Origin of the sequence: Rhodococcus sp. 5A-K4, assembly GCF_046097995.1 — a bacterium.
Lineage (GTDB): Bacteria > Actinomycetota > Actinomycetes > Mycobacteriales > Mycobacteriaceae > Rhodococcus_F > Rhodococcus_F erythropolis.
Map to the genome: position 1 here is coordinate 169,071 of NZ_JBJURM010000002.1, position 16,315 is coordinate 185,385.

Consider the following 16,315-nt stretch of genomic DNA (forward strand, 5'->3'; position numbering starts at 1 on the left):
TCGTGTTCGACGAAAGGTTTCCCCGATGAGGCAAGCTGTCATCGTTTCCACCGCCCGTACCCCGATCGGTAAGGCGTACCGCGGCGCGTTCAACAACACTCAGGCTCAAGAGCTTGCTGCACATGCCATTTCGAATGCAGTTCAGCGCGCGGGCCTCGAGGGCGGCGAGGTCGAGGACGTCGTCCTCGGCGCTGCGCTGCAGCAGGGATCTTCCGGCGGCAACGTCGCACGGCAAGCGGTGCTGCGGGCCGGGCTTCCGGACTCGGTTTCCGGAATGACGATCGATCGTCAGTGCTCGTCCGGGCTCATGGCCATCGCGACCGCAGCAAAGCAGATCGTGGACGACGGAATGCAGATCGCGGTCGGCGGCGGAGTCGAATCGATCTCGTTGGTCCAGAACGATCACATGAACAACTTCCGCGCGGCTGATCCGTGGCTGAAGGAAAACAAGCCGTCGATCTACATGCCGATGCTGCACACGGCCGAGATCGTCGCCGAGCGCTACGGAGTGACCCGCGAGCAGCAGGACGAGTTCGCGCTCGTCTCGCAGCAGCGGACCGCAGCAGCTCAGAACGCAGGTCGGTTCGATCTCGAGATCGTCCCGCTGCCCTCGATCAAGCAGGTGCAGGACAAGGGGACGGGTGAGATCCGCAGCGAGTCCGTGACGCTGACCCTGGACGAAGGCAACCGCGCTTCCACCACGTTGGAAGGGTTGTCGAGTCTGCGACCGGTTCTGGCCGACGGGACTGTCAGTGCGCATTCCTCCATCACTGCGGGCAACTCGTCTCAGCTCTCGGACGGTGCCTCCGCTTCGGTGCTGATGGAGGCAGGCGAGGCGGAACGCCGCGGGTTGGCTCCTCTCGGTATCTACCGTGGGATGGCTGTCGCGGGTTGTGCTCCCGACGAGATGGGCATCGGACCGGTGTTCGCGATTCCGCGTCTGCTGGATCTTCACGGACTGAAGGTCGACGACATCGATCTCTGGGAACTCAACGAGGCCTTCGCCTCTCAGGCCCTGTACTGCCGCGACAAGCTCGGGATCGATCCCGAGAAGTACAACGTCGACGGCGGCGGTATCTCCGTCGGCCATCCGTACGGAATGACGGGTGCTCGTCTGGTCGGCCATGCTCTTCTGGAAGGAAAACGGCGCGGAGCCAAGCTCGTGGTGGTGACCATGTGCATCGGCGGCGGCATGGGTGCTGCCGGGCTTTTCGAGGTCGCATGAGCTTGATCGAGGGACTGTTCGACGTCAGTGGCAAGACCGTTGTGGTCACCGGTGGATCACGCGGCATCGGATACATGATCGCTCGCGGATTTGTCGAAGGCGGAGCGACGGTCGTCATTTCGGCCCGAAAAGCCGAAGCCTGTGACGAAGCCGCGCGAGAGCTTTCGGAGTTCGGCACCTGCATTTCGCATCCGGCCGATCTGTCCACGGACGAGGGGATCGAGAGCCTCGCTGCGAAGGTCGCCGAGATTTCGCCGACGCTCGACGTACTGGTCAACAACGCCGGTGCCACGTGGGGAGCTCCCGTCGACGATTTTCCGGCCGCCGGCTTCGACAAGATTTTCGACATCAATGTCAAGGCAATCTTCCTCTTGACGCAGAAGCTGTTGCCGCAGTTGCGTTCTGCAGCCACTGCGGAAGATCCCGCGCGCGTGATCAATATCGGATCGATCGACGGACTCGTGGTGTCGGGTTCGGAGAACTTCTCGTACGGAGCCAGTAAGGCTGCGGTGCACATGTTGACGCGCAAGCTCGCGGCAACGCTTGCGGGGGAACAGATCACGGTCAATGCCATTGCGCCGGGCCCGTTCCCGTCGAAGATGATGGCATTCCTCCTCGAGGACGAGCAAAGTGCAAAGGCTGTGGCGGACTCGGTCCCGTTGGGCAGGGTCGGAACTCCCCAGGATGCTGCAGGTCTTGCCATTTTCCTGGCTTCACGTGCCGGGGCTTATCTGACCGGCGCGGTGATTCCACTCGACGGCGGTGCGAGCGGAGCGCGCTGACCTACTGACTGATCTTCTCTGTCCGAAAAGGCCTGAAAGTCTGAACTACTATGACTTTCAGGCCTTTTCGCGTCTTTGTCTGATTGGGTTATCTGTGACTGCAGTTGCTAGATTGTCCGAGGTTCGGGGGGAACGACGACGACAACACCAACAATCCCGGCCATGGGGGAGTCATGTTTCGCGCGGGGAGATCGTTGGGGGTGTTCGGGGTAGTTGCTGCTCTGGCAGCTGCTGCCGTCACGGCGGTGGCTTCGCCGGCGATGGCTGCGCCGGGATGCGTCGGAGTCAGTGGCGTCGGTAGTAGTGGAGGTCCGGCCAATGCGGCGCCGTGGCTCAACGGCAACACCGGAGGGTTGCCAGGTCTGTCCGGTCGTACTACCGCGATCGAAAAGATCACCGGCACATACAGTCCCAACAAGACGGTTGATCGCTTCAATGTCCTGGGAACCGACCTGGGCATCATGTGGGACAACGGTGCGGGGCAGATTCTGACCGCTTTCGGCGATACCACCGGGCTCAGTCGTGACCCCACCTGCGACGGTTTGGTGGGCGAGTGGCGAAGTAATGTGCTCTTCCGCAGCTCGGATCGGGTACTCGCCGACGGGATGCGCATCGACAGCGCGCCGAAGGACGGTACCGGTCAGGCGCGTGAGATCATCTCCGGTCTGAAGATTCCGGGCGTCGAGGCTTCCAGCATCCCCACGAGCGGCATAGCAGTGAACGGTGTGCAGTATCTGAGCTACATGTCGGTGCGCAACTGGGGCGAGGCCGGGCAGTGGAGTACAAACTACTCACAGATTGCCACCTCCTCGGACAACGGCGAGACGTGGACCATGCGTCCGGAGACGCTGCGCCCCAACATCGGTGGGGTTCTTCCCGCGGGTGTCGCCCCCGTCGCCGGTAGCGAGAACTTTCAGATGAGCTCGATGGTGAAGGACGGCGGGTTCGTCTACAACTACGGAACCCCCGCGGGACGATCCGGCGAGGTTCGACTTTCTCGCGTGCCCGAGGGGGCGATCCTCGATCTTTCCGCCTACGAGTACTGGAACGGAAACGGCTGGATCCGAGCTGATCCCGCTGCGGCCGTACCCGTCATGGACGGCCGCATCGGGGAGATCTCCGTTCAGTACAACGAGTTCCTCGGCAAGTTCGTGGCGATGTACGCCGACGCGTTCAGTTCGATCGTGATGCGAACCGCTCCCAGTCCGGTCGGTCCGTGGACGGCACCGGAAACATTGGTCAATCTGGTCGAGGTTCCCGGTATCTACGCTGCATACATCCACCCGTGGTCCAGTGGTTCGGATCTGTACTTCCTTGCCACCACGTGGGCCGACTACAACGTCATGTTGATGCGTACGACGCTCGTTCGCTGATCCGACTCACGTTTGCGCTGACTCAGGTTTGCGCCGAGTTACATTTGCGTTGGTTGGAGGTACACGATCTCCTCGGTGATCGGCGCGTCGTCATCGGCGTCGGTCGGCGGTTCTTGTCGGCGGCGCCACCAGATGGTGAACAGGACGGCTCCGATCACCAAGGCAGCCAGAGCGATTACCGCCACCCAGAATTTCGGCCCGTAGTATCCGACTAGGACCATACGCATGGCGTTGCGCGCCCACGTGAGTGGCATCAGAGCGTGCAGCCACTGCAGAACCGTCGGCATCTGTTCGATGGGGTACACCGCGCCGAAGGCGAAGATCTGAATCATCAAGGCGCCCAAAGCGATGAAGGTTCCGTTGACGGCTCCGAACACAACGGTGAAGAGCCTGCCCGAGCTGACCGCGGCGGCACCCACCAGGATCATCACTGCGATCATCGCCAGAACACTAGGTGGTTCGACGTTTGCCACGGTCAGTGACACCACCGACAACACGAGCGCCGCGACCAAGGTGACCAGGGCGGGAATGCGGTAGCGGCGCAGCCCCTCACGCACCACGCTGGTGTGCGAGTTCAGTGAACGTCCGCGTCGTGGACGGACGACGAACCACGTGAGAATTCCGCACAGGAACAGTGCCACCGAGATTACGGCAGGGACGGCTCCCGGTCCGAAACCGGCTGCGGGATAGTTGTTCCGCGCGTCGACGGCAACCGGGGACGAGAGCAGATTGGCTGTGGTGGCGCGTTCGTCGTCCGAGAACTGCGGCACCTGGGCGGCGCCGTCGGACAAACCGGTGGCGAGTTCTGCGCTGCCCGCGTCGAGCTCGCCGACGCCGGCCGATAGCTGCCCGAGACCGTCACGGAGCGCAATACTTCCGGTGTCCAACTGCCCGAGGCCGGTGGAGAGTTCCTGTGCGCCGGTAGCGAGTTGGCCTGCGCCGTCGGACAGTTGGCCCAGGCCGGTGTTGAGTTCACCTGCACCGGCCGCCGCGGCAAGAAGCCCGCCACGGTAGTCGCTGCTCGGATCAGTGAGTTGGCGCGAGATCTCCCGCGCACCGTCGCGAAGCTGACCGAGCTGACCGATCACGTCGTCGTCCGACGGTTGTGCAGTCAGGGAGGCTCGCAGTCCGCCGAGTGCTTCGACGAGTCCGGCGGAGACCGGATCAGCCGAGTTTCGAAGCATCGACGTGAGGGCGTCGATCTGACCGACGACGGCGTCCGAGGACCCCGCGAGGTCGAGTACCGGGGTGGTGACCATGTCGACCACTTCGCTGATCTGACGGGCGCCTGCGCCGAGTTCGTCGGTTCCCCCGACCAACTGGTTGAGTCCGCTGCTCAGCTCGCCCGAGCCTGCAGCAGCTTCGTTCGCTCCAGCAGCCAGCTCGCCGGCTCCGGCGGCCAGCTCCTTGCCGCCTTGATTCGCTTCACCCATGCCGGTGGCGAGTTCCTTGCTTCCGGCGTAGAGCTCGTTGGTTCCGGCGAGTGCCTCGGAGGATCCGTCGGAGAGTTGTTGCGCGCCAGCGGCTGCTTCACCGAATCCTGTTCCGAGTTCACCCAACCCGACCAGCACCTGGTCGATGGACTGCTCGCCGATCGACTCGGAGACCGCCGAGCGCACCTGAGCGATGATGCTTTCACCGACCGGGCCGGCGACCAGACTGTTGTAATCGTTGTACAAGACGTCGAGTTCGGCCTTGCGGCCCGAACCCGATGCGGCACTGGCCACGTCTGCGCTGAAAGTCTTGGGAATGACGACCGAGAAGTAGTAGGTGCCGTCGTTGACGCCGTCGGCGGCTTCCTGTTCCGAGACGACCTTCCATGCAACGTCTCCGCTCTCGACGAGCGCGGCAACAACTTCATCGCCGGCTTGCAGACGTGTTCCGTCGAGTTCTGTGCCGGCATCGGCGTTGACGATGGCGACGGGCAAGCGGTTGACCGTGTCGCCCGGATCCCACAGTGCCCACATGTAGAACGCCGCAATCGACAGCGGTGCGATGACGAGGACAGCGAGAACTGTCCGGATGATGTGCGTGCGTCGCGTCGTGGCCGCGTTGTCGACTACGGGTTGTGGCGCCATGTGGAGCTCTCTTCTCGTGGACCGAAGCAGTTGTGGCACGAAAGGAAGCCACCAAAACTGCTGGACATACGTCCAGCTCGGTCACGATACAAAGCAAACGGCCATCCTGTGACCGTTTTCGAAGAATTGGGCGTTATCGGCCGCCGTGCTCTGCCTCGATCTTTGCCCACTCCCACCCGCGGAAGTTGGCCAGACGAAGCTCCTCTGCTTCGTCGAAGGTGTACCACTCGGTGCTCGGCGCATCAGGGAGAGTGCCGCGCAAGTATTCGCCCAGGTAGTGAAGTGGGCCTTCCCAGCCGGTTCCGACGCCGTAGCAGCCGGTGTCCGGGTCGTTGCGGAAGACATCGGCGACGGAGGCGTGCTCCAACTCGAGCCAGGTGGCGTCGGGGCCGTCTGCAGTCAGCCTGATCTCGACCTGATCGCTGTATCCGCGATCGCCGGGCGGTGTCCACTGCAGTCGCAGCAGGCGTGGGGCGTCGCAGGCCAGGATCTCGCCACTTGCCTGGCCTTCGAAGGCGTACGAGCCGCCCACCTGGAAGTCTCCGCTCACCGGAAGGAAGAAACGGTTGATGCGGTCAGGGGTCGTGATGGCGTCCCAGACGTCGTCGACCGACGCGTTGTAGCGGCGCTTGAGTACGGCAGTTCGAGCCGCACCTTCCGCGATGTCGCGGTTGCCCATGCTCCGCTCTACCGCGGTGAGGCTGGTGTCCTGGTTCGCGATCTCGGTCATTGTGAGTCTCCTTCGTCGGAAGAATTCGATTGTGAAGATCTGCTCCGCTTCGAGCCGCGTCGTTTCCCGCGTGCGAGTTCTGTGGCCAATGCGTCGAGAGGACCGCTCCAGAACTGCCGGAATCCGTCGAGCCATTGGTCCACTTCTTGCAATGGCGCGGGCTCGACGGCATAGAGACGCCTGGTGCCTTCGCTGCGGACGGTGGCGAATCCGTTTTCTCGGAGCACTCGCAGGTGCCCGGACGCGGTCGGTTGCGAGATTCCGAACTCCGCTGCCACGACTTCGGCGATCTGACCCGCCGAGCGCTCGCCGCTGGACAGGAGTTCCATGATTCTTCGCCGAACTGGGTCTCCGAGAACGTCGAACGCATGCACCAGTCATTTATATCGGCAATGGCCAATATAGGCAAGTGCCGAAACTTGTATTCGGGCGTCGGTCAGTCCGAGAGCGCGAACTCGTCGGCGTCGAAGAGTTCACCGATCAGCCCGCCGAGATGGCGTCGATGTTCGGCCGACAGTGTTGCTGCCGCCTCGGCATCGTGGTCGGCGCACAGCTCGATCAGCTTGTTGTGATGGTCGACGGAGTCCTGGCTGCCGAGAAGGCTCGAGAACTTGCGGTAGTAGATGCGGTGAATTTGTGGGTGAACCTGGTGAATCAGCTTCTTCAACAGCGGATTTGCTGCAGCGTCGATGATGACGCTGTGTAGGCGATCGTCCGCGGTCAGCGCTCGGCCTATGTCGTTTCGCTTGACGGCAGCGGCGAAGTCTTTGTTGGCTGAGCGCATCGCCCCGATCATCTCGTCGGTGAGGTTCGGTACAGCGGTGACGACGGCCAGTTGGTCGAGAGCTTCGATGACTGCGAGTGTTGCCTCGACGTCGCCGCGGTCGAGGGTGGTGATGCGCGTGTACGCACCGGGCTTCGCTTCCACGAGTCCGGTGTCGACCAGCCTTGCGAGCGCTTCGCGGACCGGAGTTCTGCTCAATCCCAGATACTCGGCGAGTTCGCTGTCCTTGATCTTCGAGCCCGGCGCCAGTTCACCGGTGACGATCGCTTCGCGAATGCGTTCGAGAGCGATGTCGCTCATTCGTGCTCGCTCAACCGGTTTACCGCCACGCAACATACTGGATATCGTACTCTGCACGTTGCTTGTCGCAGGTCAGCCCAGGTCGGCCAACGACGCGTGTTTCCGGGCATCCGCAACGCGTAGGAGCAGCGCGCGGGCGAGAATTGTTGCCGGATCGATGATCTGACAGGTTGTGGCGTCGGCGGGCAGTCCGAGCGGAATCTCGGTGCATCCGGCCACGACGACCTGCGCGCCCGATTCGACGAGAAGATCAGCGGCCCTGACGAGTTTGTCGGTGGTCTCGTCTCCGACGTTGCCACTCTTGATTGCTCGGATCGCCGGCATCACCAGTTCGTCCTGGATCGCAGGTCCTGGCACCAGGACGTCAATCGAGTATTCCGACAGCCATTGTTGATACAACCCGGTGCGGACCGTCCCCGTGGTGGCCAACAGTCCGACGGATGTGACGGCGGGTGAGAGCGTCCGGATGTGCCGAGCAACTTCGTCGATCATGTGGACGACAGGAAGTCCCAGTTGGGATGAGATGGCGGGCAGGAAGGCGTGGGCGGTATTGCATGGGATGGCGAGCGTCGTTGCGCCCGACTTTCGGAGGACGCGCGCGCCTCGGATCAGCCAGGGGGTGGGGTCCGGGCCGTCCTCGGTGAGTGCCAATGTCCGGTCGGGAACCGTGGGATCGGCCCAGATGACAACTTTTGGGTGCTCCTGATCCGTCGAACCTGGCGTCAGGGCAACGAGTTTGGAGTAGAAGTCCGCAGTAGCGGCCGGCCCCATGCCTCCGAGTATTCCGATGACGGGTTCGCTCATGCCCGCCGGAGAGTTGGCGCTCTGCCGTATTCGTTGCACCTTCATGTTGCAATCCAACCTTTCGCATCCAATATATTGGATACTCGTAATGTTGACTACAGTGAAGGAGGTTGAAGGTAGTTGTCAAGTAGGGTGCGGCGTTCCCGGAATTGCGAAGTTCGAGACCTCGCTCGATCAGCAGGGGTTGGGTTCGCCGATCTTGACGGCTGAGAGCACGGCTTCGATTTCACCGAAAGGGCTTCCGGCAGAAGGTGTCTGATCGACAACAATCCAGTTGGAATCGACCAGTTGGCGCCGACCCGCGCCAGTCGCGTCAGCACTTCTGGAGAAGAAGACTCCGGCCGACTGAATGGTGTCCTGCGCGTCTTGAAGATTCATGCACACGACGTTGGGCATGATCGCAGGAGTTGCAGCGGGCGTCACTTCTGCGGTGACTGGGGTGGTGGCCAGTGGAGTATTCGTCGTACCGGCCACCGAGGTGGTCAATGGAGCCTGAGTCGTCGTGGGTTGAGTTGTCGAGGTTGCAGTGGTGGTCGCGGTGGATGTTGATTCGGCCTCGCTGTCGGTGCTTGTCCCTGAGCATGCGGCAAGAGACGCCAAGGCGAATGCGCTGAGTGCGATGCGAACGGCAGTTGAGGACGGGCGAATCGATGTCGAAAAGAGGTGTGATGCGCGCACAGACGTTCCTTGTCGGTAAAGGGGCGATGAAAGGGGAGATTCGAGCGCAGAGCACATCCGACGCCGTCGATGTGCCTTATGTCGAATAGAACCATAGGCTTTCGGCACCGGATTCGAGAGGAATTGCCTACATGCATTTTCTGGAACTACGACACGCGCAGTGTGAACCCCCAGCGGCGTATTCGCCTGTCCTGGAGAGCTACGGAGATGTGCAGACCGTTCTTCTGGGTACCGACCCGCTTCCCGCCCATCGACGGTTCGACGCCGTGATCGTGATGGGCGGGCCGATGGGCGTCGGCGATCAGGGCGAGGTCGAGTGGTTGGCATCCGAGATCGAATACATTCGCGATCTAGTCGAGAACGATGTCCCGGTGTGGGGAGTGTGTCTGGGTTCGCAGTTGCTCGCCGCGGCGCTGGGTGCTCGCGTCTACACGGGCGCTGTGCCCGAAGTCGGAGTTGAGGAGATCACCTTGACTGTCGAGGGCCGGCAAGATCCCGTGTGGGGAGATCTGCCCTCCACATTTCCTGCAATGCAATGGCATTCGGATACCTTCGACATTCCGAACGGCGCGGTGCGGCTCGCTGGTTCTGCCAAGTATCCGAATCAACTCTTCCGATACAAGCAGAGTTACGCCGTTCAGTTTCACCTCGAAGCGTCCTCCGAGGTGGCGCGCGAATGGATGGAACTGGCCGAGTACCGCGACTCGCTGCATGCTTCGCTGGGAGCGGACGGTCCGCGCGTCTTCATGCAGCAGTTGGGTGCTGCCGAGTCTCAGGGGCTCGAGATTGCCGCAGCGGTGATGGAGAAGTGGTTGAAATCGATCTCTCTTGAATAAGGCCGTTTTGTCCTGATTGACCGATTTACCTGTTACCTTGTGTTGTCGTGGGTGGTTGAACCGATCCGGTCGAGCAAGACACCTCGTAGAGTCCGGATCTCCCCCGCGAAAGGGGAGCGATGCGCCGGATACGGAAGATATCGACAGCTGCAGTGACGTGTGTACTCGCGTCGACCGCGGTCTTGGGGGCGACCCAGGCTCATGCATCCCCGTGGGATTGCAACGTCACCGGCAGCCTGGATCAATCAGGTGGGCCGACCAATCCGATTCCCTGGCTCAACGGAACGGACGGGAAACTTCCGGAACTGCAGGGCCGCACCTCGGCGGTCGAGTACATCACGGGCGCGCTCAGCCCCAACCAAACCGTCGAGCGTTTCAACGTTCTCGGCACGGATCTCGGCATCATGTGGGACAACGGCGCAGGTCAGGTCCTGACAGCCTTCGGTGACACCGTCGGAATCGGATCTGACCCCCTGTGCTCCGGGGTGGTCGGTGACTGGCGCAGCAACGTCCTGTTCCGTAGCTCGGACGGAAATCTGTCCGACGGCATGAACATCGACTCCTCACCGACCGACCGGCCGAATCACTCACGCGAGATCATCGGAAGTCTGAAAGTCACCGGCGTCGAAACCAGCAGCATTCCGACGACGGGTATCTCGGTGGGTGGCGTTCAATACGTCAATTACATGTCGATTCGCTCGTGGGGAGGGTCGGGCGAGTGGGTCACCAACTTCTCGCAGATCGCGTCCTCGCACGACAACGGTGAGACCTGGCAGGTCGAACCGGCCTCGTCCCGGCCCAATCTGCCGTTGACGGGTAACGACAACTTCCAGATGGGTTCCTTCGTCAAAGACGGTGGTTACGTCTACAACTTCGGTACCCCCGCGGGACGTTTCGGCGAGGGACGCCTCTCGCGGGTCAAGGAAGCCTCCATCGCGGACGTCGCGGCGTACGAATACTGGGACGGAAAAGCATGGGTCCCCAACAATCCCGCTGCCGCTGCAGTAGTTCTCGACGGGGATGTCAGCGAACTGTCGGTGCAGTACAACGACTATCTCGGCAAGTTCGTCGCGATGTACTCCAACGAGTGGGGAGCGCTGGTGCTGCGGACGGCGTCGGACCTGACCGGCCCGTGGAGTGCGCCCGACGTAGTGATCGGCACCGACGAGGTTCCGGGACTCTACGGCGCGTACATGCACCCCTGGTCACAGGGGCAGGACCTCTACTTTCTCGCCACCACCTGGTCCGACTACAACGTGATGCTCATGAAGACCACGCTGCACCAGTGAACCGGATGGTTATCGTTGAACGGTGAGCACCACCGACAATGCGCTACTGATCACCGCCCTTCGAGACGTGTTGGTGGGACCACTACCCGAAATCGGCCGACGATTTTCGACGTTGATCGCGGACATGGCGCCGCACACTTCCCTGGTGATCTTCACCCGTGAATGCACCGGTAGGCCGCGCAAGGTCGCCGGGGATCCAGCCGTCGTCGATCGTGTGACCATCGCTGAACTCGACCGTATCCGTACGGATCTCACTGTCGGACAGATCTTTCGGGGAAAATGCGCTGTCGCCGGCCGGGACCGTGAGGTGCTCGCGATGCTTGATCGAACCGATACGCTTCTCGTTCTGACGCCGCACCCCGTACCGGTGAAGACAGCATCCCTCGAATTGATCCAGGCACTGTTCGCAGTGACTGCAACCGGCATTCAGCTCCAGGTCCGGAACGCGAGCCCGGCATATCTCGCCGAGTCGCGGGCAGCGTCGTCCGAGCGTGCGCGCACCGTGGCAGAGATGACGGAGGTGCATGCGGCCACCCTCGAGACGATGCTGGCGACGCTGCGCTCGGCGGATCTCGACGACACACGTGCGCGAACCTCGGCCAGGGAGACTGCGGCTTCGGCCCTGATCGGCCTGCGTTCAGCCGTCGACGTGCACCGCGAGTTGGCCGAGGAGTCGACCACCACGGCTTTTGCGCGGATGCGTGGGGAATTGCGTTCGCTGCTCAAGCATCGGGAAATCGCGTTGGAGTTGGTGGAGCCACCCGTCGACGGGCGTGGGTTACCAGGTGAAGTGGCGCACGGCGCCCGCGCGGTCGTCCGCGGCGCGGTCTTGGCCTTGTCGGATCAGCAGATGCTCTCGCGTATCCGGGTGGCCTGGACGCTCGACGCGGCTTCACTCTCGATCGACATTCGCGACGACGGCGGTGGTGAAGCCGACGTGGTTGACGTGGAACGCCAATTACGTTCGAGGGTAGAGACTTTGGGTGGAACCGTCGAATCCGAGTCGACGCCCGGGTGGGGGAACCGGATCAGCGCAACCATCCCGCTCGACGCCCCCGTCGCCCTACCGAACCGCGACGTCCTCACCGAACTGGCTCCGCGGGAGTTCGAGGTACTCGAGCATCTGGTGGCCGGACGGCGCAACAAGGCGATCTCGGAGCGCCTCGGCGTCAGCGAGAGCACAGTCAAGTTTCATGTTGCCGGGGTCCTGCGGAAATTGGGCGTCGAGAGTCGGGGTGCGGCGGCCGCCGCGGGCGCGGAGGCCGGCGTGAAGCCTGCACCCTAGTCCTTTCGGCCAGGTAGGTCAGTCAGTTCGACCAGGGTTGCGGGCACCTGCTTCGGGCTAACCTTTCAACGAGTGCACATATCGCAATGTGAAAACACGGCGCCATGTGACGACACGTCCTCAATCGCACGAAGCCAGGAGCAAAGCCATGCCACAGCAGGTACGCGGCGTCATCGCCCGATCCAAGGGTGCCCCCGTCGAAATCGTCCCCATCACGATTCCCGATCCCGGTGCCAACGAGGTAGTGGTTGCCATTGCAGCGTGCGGTGTGTGCCACACCGACCTGACCTACCGCGACGGCGGAATCAACGACGAGTACCCGTTCCTGCTCGGGCACGAGGCGTCGGGCATCGTCGAGAGCGTCGGCCCCGGTGTCACTCACGTCGAGGTGGGCGACTTCGTCGTCCTCAACTGGCGTGCCGTGTGCGGGCAGTGTCGTGCGTGTAAGCGTGGCCGCCCGCAGTACTGCTTCGACACGTTCAACGCCGAGCAGAAGATGACGCTCGAAGACGGCACCGAACTGACGCCGGCACTCGGTATCGGCGCATTCGCAGACAAGACGCTGGTTCACGAAGGCCAGTGCACCAAGGTCGACGCCTCGGCCGATCCGGCCGTGGTCGGACTGCTCGGTTGCGGTGTCATGGCCGGCATGGGTGCCGCGATGAACACCGGCAACGTCGGACGCGGTGATTCAGTGGCCGTGATCGGGTGTGGCGGCGTCGGCGACGCAGCGATCATGGGTTCACGCCTGGCCGGTGCCAATACCATCATCGCCATCGACCGGGATCCGCGAAAGCTGGAGTGGGCCACGGAACTTGGTGCCACGCACACGATCAATGCCACCGAGGTCGACGACGTCGTCGAGGCAGTCCAGGAGCTGACCGGAGGTTTCGGTGCCGACGTGGTTGTCGACGCAGTCGGTCGCCCGGAGACCTGGAAGCAGGCGTTCTACGCCCGCGACCTCGCGGGAACTGTAGTGCTGGTGGGTGTTCCGACGCCGGACATGAAGCTGGAAATGCCGCTGGTGGACTTCTTCTCGCGCGGCGGAGCCCTCAAGTCGTCGTGGTACGGCGATTGCCTGCCCGAGCGTGACTTCCCCGTTCTGGTCGACCTGTACCAGCAGGGGCGTCTGCCGCTCGAGAAGTTCGTCAGCGAGCGCATCAAGCTCGACGAGGTCGAGAAGGCATTCGAGACGATGCACCGCGGCGAGGTCCTCCGTTCGGTGGTGGTCCTGTGACATTGCGTGTCGATCGCGTCGTCACCTCGGGCACGTTCAGCCTCGACGGCGGAACCTGGGACGTCGACAACAACATCTGGCTGATCGGTGACGACAACGAAGTGGTGATCGTCGACGCAGCTCACACCGCGCAGCCGATCATCGACGCTGTCGGCGGACGCAAGGTGATCGGAATCGTCTGCACCCACGGTCACAACGATCACGTCACGGTTGCGCCGGAGCTGGCCGAGAAGCTCGACGCTCCGATCTACCTGAACCCGGCCGACGATGTGCTCTGGGAGATGACTCACCCCGGGGTGAAGCATCTGAGCTTGGAAGATGATCAGCGTATTGCTGTGGCGGGCACGGACATTCTGGCCATCCACACACCGGGCCATTCCCCGGGGTCGACCTGCCTCTACCTGCCCGAGGCGGGGGAACTGTTCAGCGGCGACACCTTGTTCTCCGGTGGACCCGGCGCAACGGGGCGGTCGTACTCAGACTTCCCGACCATCATCGGGTCCATTCGCGACAAGCTGTTCGCGCTCCCCGCCGAGACCAAGGTTCACACCGGTCACGGCGACGGCACGACGATCGGCACCGAGGCGCCGCATCTCGAAGAATGGATCCGCGCCGGATCCTGATGTGATCAGAAGTGAAGTGGGGACGCCGGTACCGGCGTCCCCACTTTTGTCACAACGCTGATGCCCAACCGGCGGTGTCGTTCTCACCCGGGATTGCCATCAGGCCGTGCCACAGTTCGAGGATCTCGAACCATTCTGTCTCGGATCGGCTGAGGGGACGTACAGATTCGTAGCCGGCGCGCAGGCTCTGCCGTACCGCGATCGGGGTCGGTCGCCAATCGGTGAACAGGGTGCCCAGATAGACGCTTGCCTTGGCCAGGTCGCTCACCCGGTGGTCGATCACCACGTCGTCGAAGTCGAGTACTCCGGTGGTCCGAGAGTTTCGAGTCAAGATGTTGGCTGCACGGAAGTCGTTGTGTACCAGTTGAATTTGGTCATCGAGCTCGGACGCACGCGCCAGGAGGCCCACGAGCCTACGCGTTGCCTCAGGCGCGAACCCGCGGTCGAAATTCTCGAGCCAACCACCGATGCGCTCCATCAACCCGGTGCTGCGCGACGAGAAAACCGCTCGACATGGGTGGCGCCGAGCGTTCGGTGTATTTCTGCCAGACATGCTCCTGCCGAACGGACCGCCGCGTGGTCCTGCACGTCCAACCAATCTCCCGCCATCTCCGGCAGTACGGTGAACGACACTGCGCACGAAGGACCTTCCAGTGTTTCCCAGGCCAGCAGTGTTTCCCGGACCAGCAGTGTTTCCCGGTCCAATCCGTTCAGGGACGTGATCGGCGACGGAACGGGCACGCCCTGCGCGGCGAGTGCGCTCAGCAGTCGCGTCGACGCCTCCAGCTTCGCGAAGCGCTCTGTGGCGCGCGACCACTTCACCACCAGCCCACCGCGGTCGCTCGCAACCCACACGATCGCGTTCTGGTCACTGATCGCCATTCGCGAGCACTCGAGGGCCGTCAACCCCCAAGTCTGCTCGAGTACCGCCGAGACCCAATGGGTGGCTGCGCCAAAGCTGTTGAATCCGAATCGCTCCTCCAGAGCGGCTTCCGGCTCCACCGACTCCCAGAGCATGGACAACCCGAGTGGCAACATGCTGTCCGACTCTAGTGCGGTGGAGGATATCTGAGTAACGTGTCGTGTTTTGCCATTCCTGGCTAACGAATAAGTTTGGGGTTCGACGAAAGAGCCTGGCAGATCATACTTTAACACTAGTTTGGCTGGCACTTTCGAATGATCTTTTGTGACTGTAGTCGGTCTGCCTCAAGAAAACTGATATCTGTTCTAGTGTGGCTCTGCGGTGACGAACGGAAAGTGGAATCAGGTTTTGACGAAGTCTTGATTCCATGAAGCCTGTGAACTTCGGGCGTCGTGGTGCGGTGCAATCGACACAGGCTCATGTTGCTGCGAGCTGAGAATCTGACACGGCGAATGGCGCGTGTCGCGGAACGAGAGGTAGGAGCGCACGATGTCAGCTGACCTTCTGGCTGCACTGAGGACCCTGATTACCGGGGTGGCACCCATTCTTGGGGGCTCAATAGACATTTTGAACACGATGTCTACCAACGACTATTCGAACGAAGGGTGAGCGGTATGGAATCCGTCGCAGAGGCGACGTCATCGTTGGGCGAGACAGTTGCCCAGATGCTGCCGACATTGTTTTTCATGTTGATTCAACGTCCACTCGAACTTTCGATGGGCTTCTGAGGGGAAGGTAAGGCATGTCGCTTCAGCCAATTATGAGTGATTCTTTGGGGCTTGCTGCAATGGTGTGGCCTGCTCTCTCTGAATACCTCACCGCATTTCTGATCTCTCTATCCTGAGAAGGAGTACAAAGATGTCGTCAGACTACTGGGCAGGGATGGTCAATCTCATGTCGAGTTTCGTTGGGGTTGTATTGTTCGGCCTCAGCACTGCTTCCGCCGAAGGTGCGGGCTGGTCCAGCGCAGAGTCGCTCAGCGCCGGCAGGTGACGCCACTTGATTGGTGGACGAATTCACCAATCTCGTAGCTCGAAAGATGTTTCGGCACAAGTGTTTTCTGAAGTTGATTGATGAGGTGGGCGCACGTGGTGCGCCCACCTCTCTTCGTGCAATCGAACACTGGTGATTGTGCCGAGGAAGTGTTGCATGAGCGTCTTCGCTATCTGACTGCCTGTGTGGCTGGCGGGACCACATCCTGCGCCCTAGTGGCAACGAAGGATCTCGAAAAGTGATGTTGTGCAACATTTTTGAGAATGTCTAAATCGCCGACAAGCGTAACAAAAAGTGCATATAGTGTATGTAGCACGACGGTTAGTTCAGTTCACGGCCGGAGCGTCGAACTGCCGAGTGCCCAAGACGGGGAAAC

The 16,315-nt window shown here is 61.8% G+C and carries 17 protein-coding genes; 9 read left to right on the forward strand and 8 right to left on the reverse strand.

The window, feature by feature from the left end:
• Positions 1 to 25 precede the first annotated feature (25 nt).
• The 3 genes from ACKAMS_RS03120 (at position 26) to ACKAMS_RS03130 (ending at position 3,380) form a co-directional block, all read left to right on the forward strand.
• Complete coding sequence (locus ACKAMS_RS03120; RefSeq protein WP_021331760.1) at positions 26 to 1,225, forward strand: acetyl-CoA C-acyltransferase; 1,200 nt, start codon at positions 26 to 28, stop codon at positions 1,223 to 1,225.
• Positions 1,222 to 2,007: a RhlG family 3-oxoacyl-ACP reductase gene (locus ACKAMS_RS03125; protein WP_020909426.1), complete on the forward strand. Its 786-nt coding sequence runs from the start codon at positions 1,222 to 1,224 to the stop codon at positions 2,005 to 2,007. Before ACKAMS_RS03120 ends, ACKAMS_RS03125 begins: the two co-directional genes overlap by 4 nt.
• Positions 2,008 to 2,180: 173 nt before the next feature.
• Entirely contained in the window at positions 2,181 to 3,380 is a 1,200-nt protein-coding gene (locus ACKAMS_RS03130) for a DUF4185 domain-containing protein (RefSeq protein WP_211918578.1), read from the forward strand.
• Positions 3,381 to 3,418: 38 nt separating this feature from the next.
• Here ACKAMS_RS03130 and ACKAMS_RS03135 read toward each other — a convergent pair whose 3' ends face one another.
• The 6 genes from ACKAMS_RS03135 to ACKAMS_RS03160 form a co-directional block, all read right to left on the reverse strand.
• Positions 3,419 to 5,458, reverse strand: a complete 2,040-nt coding sequence (locus ACKAMS_RS03135) for a YhgE/Pip domain-containing protein (protein ID WP_020971076.1) — start codon at positions 5,456 to 5,458, stop codon at positions 3,419 to 3,421.
• 133 nt (positions 5,459 to 5,591) lie between these two features.
• Positions 5,592 to 6,188: an SRPBCC domain-containing protein gene (locus ACKAMS_RS03140; RefSeq protein WP_021345803.1), complete on the reverse strand. Its 597-nt coding sequence runs from the start codon at positions 6,186 to 6,188 to the stop codon at positions 5,592 to 5,594.
• Positions 6,185 to 6,562, reverse strand: coding sequence for a helix-turn-helix transcriptional regulator (locus ACKAMS_RS03145; RefSeq protein WP_054781105.1), 378 nt, complete (start codon positions 6,560 to 6,562; stop codon positions 6,185 to 6,187). The genes ACKAMS_RS03140 and ACKAMS_RS03145 overlap by 4 nt, the downstream gene beginning before the upstream one ends.
• A 62-nt stretch (positions 6,563 to 6,624) precedes the next feature.
• Positions 6,625 to 7,308, reverse strand: a complete 684-nt coding sequence (locus ACKAMS_RS03150; RefSeq protein WP_019745689.1) for a GntR family transcriptional regulator — start codon at positions 7,306 to 7,308, stop codon at positions 6,625 to 6,627.
• A 36-nt stretch (positions 7,309 to 7,344) separates the two neighbouring features.
• On the reverse strand, positions 7,345 to 8,121 hold the full coding sequence (locus tag ACKAMS_RS03155; RefSeq protein ID WP_228117940.1) for an aspartate/glutamate racemase family protein: 777 nt from the start codon (positions 8,119 to 8,121) through the stop codon (positions 7,345 to 7,347).
• Between the two features lie 129 nt (positions 8,122 to 8,250).
• Positions 8,251 to 8,754 carry a PASTA domain-containing protein gene (locus ACKAMS_RS03160; RefSeq protein WP_020971073.1) on the reverse strand — a complete coding sequence of 168 codons (504 nt, stop codon included), beginning with the start codon at positions 8,752 to 8,754 and terminating at the stop codon, positions 8,251 to 8,253.
• 131 nt (positions 8,755 to 8,885) lie between these two features.
• Here ACKAMS_RS03160 and ACKAMS_RS03165 point away from each other — a divergent pair, with 131 nt between their 5' ends.
• From ACKAMS_RS03165 to ACKAMS_RS03185, 5 genes are all read left to right on the forward strand, one after another.
• Complete coding sequence (locus ACKAMS_RS03165; RefSeq protein ID WP_047889009.1) at positions 8,886 to 9,590, forward strand: type 1 glutamine amidotransferase; 705 nt, start codon at positions 8,886 to 8,888, stop codon at positions 9,588 to 9,590.
• Positions 9,591 to 9,709: 119 nt separating this feature from the next.
• Positions 9,710 to 10,879 carry a DUF4185 domain-containing protein gene (locus tag ACKAMS_RS03170; protein ID WP_019745686.1) on the forward strand — a complete coding sequence of 390 codons (1,170 nt, stop codon included), beginning with the start codon at positions 9,710 to 9,712 and terminating at the stop codon, positions 10,877 to 10,879.
• Between the two features lie 22 nt (positions 10,880 to 10,901).
• Positions 10,902 to 12,164, forward strand: coding sequence for a response regulator transcription factor family protein (locus ACKAMS_RS03175; RefSeq protein ID WP_019745685.1), 1,263 nt, complete (start codon positions 10,902 to 10,904; stop codon positions 12,162 to 12,164).
• Between the two features lie 148 nt (positions 12,165 to 12,312).
• On the forward strand, positions 12,313 to 13,401 hold the full coding sequence (locus ACKAMS_RS03180; protein WP_007730860.1) for an S-(hydroxymethyl)mycothiol dehydrogenase: 1,089 nt from the start codon (positions 12,313 to 12,315) through the stop codon (positions 13,399 to 13,401).
• The gene (locus ACKAMS_RS03185; protein WP_007730862.1) at positions 13,398 to 14,024 is read left to right on the forward strand and encodes an MBL fold metallo-hydrolase; all 627 of its coding nucleotides are present in this window, start codon (positions 13,398 to 13,400) and stop codon (positions 14,022 to 14,024) included. Before ACKAMS_RS03180 ends, ACKAMS_RS03185 begins: the two co-directional genes overlap by 4 nt.
• A 49-nt stretch (positions 14,025 to 14,073) precedes the next feature.
• Here the strand turns inward: ACKAMS_RS03185 and ACKAMS_RS03190 are convergent, their stop codons facing one another.
• Positions 14,074 to 14,502, reverse strand: a complete 429-nt coding sequence (locus ACKAMS_RS03190; protein WP_408988588.1) for a phosphotransferase — start codon at positions 14,500 to 14,502, stop codon at positions 14,074 to 14,076.
• Positions 14,502 to 15,062: a phosphotransferase gene (locus tag ACKAMS_RS03195; RefSeq protein WP_408988589.1), complete on the reverse strand. Its 561-nt coding sequence runs from the start codon at positions 15,060 to 15,062 to the stop codon at positions 14,502 to 14,504. The genes ACKAMS_RS03190 and ACKAMS_RS03195 overlap by 1 nt, the downstream gene beginning before the upstream one ends.
• Positions 15,063 to 15,804: 742 nt before the next feature.
• On the opposite strand from ACKAMS_RS03195, the gene ACKAMS_RS03200 reads away from it, so the two are divergent.
• The gene (locus tag ACKAMS_RS03200; protein ID WP_019745682.1) at positions 15,805 to 15,939 is read left to right on the forward strand and encodes a hypothetical protein; all 135 of its coding nucleotides are present in this window, start codon (positions 15,805 to 15,807) and stop codon (positions 15,937 to 15,939) included.
• Positions 15,940 to 16,315 lie beyond the last annotated feature (376 nt).